This window comes from Corallococcus sp. 4LFB (genome assembly GCF_046520365.1).
Lineage (GTDB): Bacteria > Myxococcota > Myxococcia > Myxococcales > Myxococcaceae > Corallococcus > Corallococcus caeni.
In genome coordinates this window covers 1-4,703 of the sequence record NZ_JBKGHJ010000579.1, presented here as the reverse complement: position 1 = coordinate 4,703, position 4,703 = coordinate 1, and the positions used below count along the sequence as shown (strand labels likewise).

The window sequence follows — 4,703 nt, the reverse complement described above, 5'->3', positions numbered from 1 at the left end:
CCCTCCCCCGCCTCCAGGCCCCTGCTACTTGCCGGCCTCCTTCTTGGGGGCCGTCTTCTTTTCATGCAGCTTCTTGGCGAAGGACTGCACGGCGGCGGGCACGTTCTTGTCGCGCGACAGGTCCTTCAGCTCCGCGTCGCGCAGCGTGTTGAGGAACTTCATGGTGACGGTGAGCGGCACCTTGGGGTTCTTCACCAGCGCGAGCTTCACCTTCTGCATCTTCGTCCACTCGCGGTTGTTGTAGATGACGCGCAGCACGTCCTCGTTGATGGCGCGGTTGGCGGCGCACGCGAGCACCTCGCCGTCGGTGATGCGGGGGCTGCGGATGACGGCCACGCAGACGAGCTTGTTGGTGTCGCGGATGAGGGCGGAGCGGGCCTCCTTGTTGCCCAGCGTGCCCAGCTTGATCTTCTCCGCGATGGACATCTTCATGATGCGCTGGGCGAGCGTCATCCGCTTGCCCTCCTCCATGGGGGCGGCGTCCTCCGCCTGCGCCTCCGTGCCCAGCTCCTGGAGGACCTCCTCCGCGGTGGGGCCGGGGTCCGGCGGCGCGGCGGCGGCCTGCGGGCCGTAGATGCGCACGCGCGCGGCCTGCATCGCGGGCACGTCCGCCAGCACCAGGCCGCTGCGCACCGCGAAGTCGCAGACGCTGTCCACCAGCGACACCGGCACGCCGGGGTTGGCGCACAGGTTGCGGATGATGTCCTCGTTGCGCAGCAGGCGCAGCTGGTTCTGGGAGATGATCTCCGCCACCTTCGGGCTGCACGCGGCGGCCACCGCGGAGACGGCGTCGTCCGGCGTCTCCGAGTTGAGGACGAGCATCTCCGCGTAGGCTTCCTTGTCCTTGAGCAGGCCCAGGAACCAGCCCAGCACGGGCGGCTGCACGCCCTCGTCGCGCAGCGCGGAGCCCAGGATGCGGTCCGGCAGGGTCGCGGCCGTCTTGGCGGCCGTCTCGCGCACGTTCGCCTCCGGGTCGAACGTGAGCATGTAGAGCGCGCCCAGCATGTCCGACGGGTTGAGCGGCACCAGCGACTTGGCCGCCATCATCCGCAGGGGCACGGGGGCGTTGGGGTCCACGTGCTTGCGCAGGTTGGGCGGCAGGAATTCAGCGTTGAAGGGGCAGCCCGGGGGCGGGGCCGGGATGCTGGGGTCAGCGGCGGTGCTCATGAGGCGTGATTCCTTCCGTAGATGATGCGCAGCCCCTCCAGGGTGAGGAACTCATCCACCTCCTGGATGGCCTTCGATTCACTGGCCACCAGCGGGGCCAGGCCCCCGGTGGCCACCACTTTCGCGGAGAAGCCCATCTCCGCCTCCATGCGCGCGCACAGGCCGTCCACCATGCTCACGTAGCCGTGGACGAGCCCGGACTGCATGGAGTGCACGGTGTTGCGGCCCACCACGTGCGGCGGCCGGGCGAACTCGACGCGGGGCAGCTTGGAGGCGTTCTGGAACAGGGCCTCCATGGAGATGTTGATGCCGGGGCAGATGGCGCCGCCCAGGTACTCGCCCTTGGGCGTCACCGCGTCCAGCGTCGTCGCGGTGCCGAAGTCCACGACGATGAGGCCGCGGTGGTGCTTCTCGTAGGCGGCCACCGCGTTGACGATGCGGTCCGCGCCCACCTCCCGGGGGTTGTCGTAGAGGATGGGCATGCCCGTCTTCACGCCCGGGCCCACGAACATGGGGCGCGTCTTGAAGTAGCGCTCGCTCATCTTCTCCAGGATGAACTGGAGCGGCGGCACCACGCTGGACACGGCCACGGCCTTCACCTGGTTCGCGTCGATGCCGCTCCATGCGAAGAGCTGGCGCACGACGATGCCGTACTCGTCCGCGCTCCTGCGGGCGCTCGTCTCCAGGCGCCAGTGGTCCAAGAGCCGCCGGCCCTCGTACACGCCCAGGACGGTGTTGGTGTTGCCGACGTCGATGGCCAGGAGCATCGCTTGCGCACTCTAGCGCTGGGGGCGCAGCTGCTCCACGTCCCCCGCGAGCACGCGCTCCACGCGGCCGTCCGCCATGCGCACCAGGAGGGCGCCCGTGGGGTCGATGTCCTCCGCGAACCCCTCCCAGTCCCCCCGGTCCGTCCGCACCCGGACGGGCACCCCCAGGGTGCTGGAGAGCGCCTTCCACCGGGTGCGCACCGCGTCGAAGCCGGTGGCCAGGTACGTGTCCAGCCAGGTCTCCAGCCGGGTCCACAGGGCCGCGGCGAAGGGCGCGCGGGCCACGGGCCGCCCCAGCGCCAGGGCGAGCGACGTGGCCGCGGCGCGCAGCTCCTCCGGGAAGTGCTCCTCCCCGGAGTTGAGGTTCACGCCCACGCCCACGATGACGAAGTGCACGCGCTCGGGTTCGGCGGACAGCTCCGTGAGGATGCCGGCCACCTTCCGGCCGGAGATCTGCACGTCGTTGGGCCACTTGATGGCGGCGTCGGCGCCCGCCTCGCGCAGCGTCTCCGCCAGGGCCACGGCGGCCACCAGCGTCAGCTCCGGCGCGCGCTGCGGGGGCAGCTCCGGGCGCAGGATGGCGGAGAAGTACAGGTTGAGGTTCGGCGGCGACACCCAGGCGCGGCCCCGGCGCCCCTTCCCCGCCGTCTGCTGCTCGGCCACGACGACCGTGCCGTGCACGGCGCCGTCCTGGGCCAGCCGGAAGGCCGCCGCGTTGGTGGAGCCGAGGGTGTCGTGGTGGTGCAGCACGCGGCCCACCGCGCGCGTGGCGAGCAGCGGGTGGACCTCCAGCGCGGAGAGCCGGTCCGGCCGGCCCACCAGCCGGTAGCCCTTCGCCGGCACCGCTTCGATGCGGTAGCCCTTCAGGCGCAGGGACTCCACGTGCTTCCACACCGCGGTGCGCGACAGGCCCAGCCGGGTGGACAGCGCCTCGCCGGAGATGAAGCCCTCCCCACCTTCCGCGAGGAAGTTCAGGATGCGCGCGTCCTGCGTGAGCTCAGGTGTCTCCACGAGGCGGGCCGCTTCAGTCCTGCGCGGGCGCGGCGGGCGTCTTCGCGGCGCCGGTGCCATCCACCTTGTAGGAGAGGAGCTCCAGCTCCGTCTGCGGCACGCGCTTGCCCTCGTGCTCCGTGGCCACGTCCACGCGGACCAGGCCCACGCCCGCGGCGAAGGTCATGGTGTTCACGAGCGTCGTCTGCGCGTCCACCTTGTTGCGGCCCTCCACGCTCACGCAGTTGGGGAAGGAGCCCGCGGGCACCTTGCAGGCGAAGCCCACCTGCACCAGCTGGTAGCGCTCCGTGGACGACACGGACACGACGTTGTTCCAGCCGCGTCCGGCCACCAGCGGGCCGCGCAAGAGGTAGCGCTTGGGGTCGCGCAGGCCGTAGGCGTCCACCGTGAGCTGGCCGCCCTGGTTGTCCACGAAGTACCCGTCCTCCTCCTTGACGATCTCCACCGTGACGGGCTTGTCGTCGCGTCCGTCGATCCGGTACGTCCACGCGTTGCCCACGGCCAGCGGGTAGTACTGGGCGATGGACCCGGGCGAGGGGCGCGCGTCCGCTTCGACGCGCTTCGCGCACCCGGAGCCCACCAGCGTGGAGGCCAGGAGGGCCAGGCCCCCCACCATCGACAGCGATTGCTTCAGGGACGGCTGCTTCATGCGCTTAGGGGTCCGCGTGGCTCTGGCCACGCGCCTCCGCGGTTGCGTGGTTGCGTGATGCGTAGAGCGTGTCCAGCGCCTGCTGCGCGGCGGCCTGCACCGACGGCGTGTCGTGGCCCAGGGCCACCGTGTAGAGGTACGCCTCCGCCTCCCGGCCGCCAATCTCGCCCACCGCGAAGACGATCTCCCGCAGGAAGCCCGAGTCGCGGCCGCGCGCCAGGTCGATGAGCGCCGGCACCGCGCTCCTGGCCTTCATCTCCGCCAGCGCGCCGATGGTGCGGCGCACCTGCTCCGCGTCGCTGGTGTCCTTGAGGCGCTCGATCAAGAGCGGCGCGGCGGCCGGGTGCTTGCGCTCGGCCAGCGTCCGGAGGGCGAACTCGCGGACGCGCGAGTCGGTGGCCTGGAGGTCCGCCACCAGCGCCTCGTCCGCGCGCTCCAACGCGGCGAGCTGCAGCACCGCGGCCTCCGTCACCTGCCGCAGCACGCTCTCCAGCGCGCCGCGCATGGCCGTCCGCCGCCCCTCCGCCGAGTCCTCCTCCACGGCCGCCTCGCCCAGGCCCACGACCTCGTAGCGCTGGGGCGTGTTGCCGCCGAAGCGCTCCAGGGACAGGTTGGCGCCGACCTCCGCGAAGCTGTGCGGGTTGCCGTCCTTCAGCACCTCGCGGGTGAAGGGCACCTCCAGCGACAGGCGCCAGGGGCGGGCCTTCTTGGGGACCTCGTCACCCACCCGCTCGAAGCGGCCGGAGGACTCCAGCGCGTCGTCGAACAGTTCCCTCACGCCCTCCGGACCGAAGCCGAGGAGGGCGTTGTCCCGCAGGGTGTCCCCGGAAAGCTCCACCGGCGCCACCGGATAGCGCGGGGCCTGCGAGCGGCAGGCCCCGAGGAACAGCACGCAGGAGGTAAGCAGCAGGGCCGGCTTCATGGCCCCCCCAGGCTAACACTCCCGCGTCCACCGCACCCGATTCCGTGCGGCGGTTCAGCCCTCCTTGTTGCCCTCGGACGAGCCATCCGTCCCGGGGGCCGCCGGCACCTCGCGGACCTCCGCGGGCTGCGAGGCGGGCTCGGCGGTGGCCTCTTCCGGAGGCAGCGCCTGCCCCCCGACCGGGGTC

Annotated in this window: 5 protein-coding genes; all 5 read right to left on the bottom strand. The window is 71.7% G+C overall.

What is annotated here, in order from left to right; translation table 11 throughout:
• Window positions 1-24: 24 nt before the first annotated feature.
• The 5 genes from ACLEQD_RS37240 to ACLEQD_RS37220 are packed head-to-tail and all read right to left on the bottom strand — an operon-like array spanning window position 25 to window position 4,516.
• On the bottom strand, window positions 25-1,167 hold the full coding sequence (locus ACLEQD_RS37240; RefSeq protein WP_410390635.1) for a hypothetical protein: 1,143 nt from the start codon (window positions 1,165-1,167) through the stop codon (window positions 25-27).
• Window positions 1,164-1,934: a type III pantothenate kinase gene (locus tag ACLEQD_RS37235; protein WP_410390634.1), complete on the bottom strand. Its 771-nt coding sequence runs from the start codon at window positions 1,932-1,934 to the stop codon at window positions 1,164-1,166. The genes ACLEQD_RS37240 and ACLEQD_RS37235 overlap by 4 nt, the downstream gene beginning before the upstream one ends.
• 12 nt (window positions 1,935-1,946) lie before the next feature.
• Window positions 1,947-2,945, bottom strand: a complete 999-nt coding sequence (locus ACLEQD_RS37230) for a biotin--[acetyl-CoA-carboxylase] ligase (protein WP_410390633.1) — start codon at window positions 2,943-2,945, stop codon at window positions 1,947-1,949.
• A gap of 13 nt (window positions 2,946-2,958) precedes the next feature.
• On the bottom strand, window positions 2,959-3,594 hold the full coding sequence (locus ACLEQD_RS37225) for a hypothetical protein (protein ID WP_410390632.1): 636 nt from the start codon (window positions 3,592-3,594) through the stop codon (window positions 2,959-2,961).
• A gap of 4 nt (window positions 3,595-3,598) precedes the next feature.
• The gene (locus ACLEQD_RS37220) at window positions 3,599-4,516 is read right to left on the bottom strand and encodes a HEAT repeat domain-containing protein (RefSeq protein WP_410390631.1); all 918 of its coding nucleotides are present in this window, start codon (window positions 4,514-4,516) and stop codon (window positions 3,599-3,601) included.
• Window positions 4,517-4,703 lie beyond the last annotated feature (187 nt).

Bases quoted from the DNA above. Each gene is read 5' to 3' on its own strand.
- ACLEQD_RS37240 (WP_410390635.1), bottom strand. From the start codon at position 1,167: ATGAGCACCGCCGCTGACCCCAGCATCCCGGCCCCGCCCCCGGGCTGC.
- ACLEQD_RS37235 (WP_410390634.1), bottom strand. From the start codon at position 1,934: ATGCTCCTGGCCATCGACGTCGGCAACACCAACACCGTCCTGGGCGTG.
- ACLEQD_RS37225 (WP_410390632.1), bottom strand. From the start codon at position 3,594: ATGAAGCAGCCGTCCCTGAAGCAATCGCTGTCGATGGTGGGGGGCCTG.
- ACLEQD_RS37220 (WP_410390631.1), bottom strand. From the start codon at position 4,516: ATGAAGCCGGCCCTGCTGCTTACCTCCTGCGTGCTGTTCCTCGGGGCC.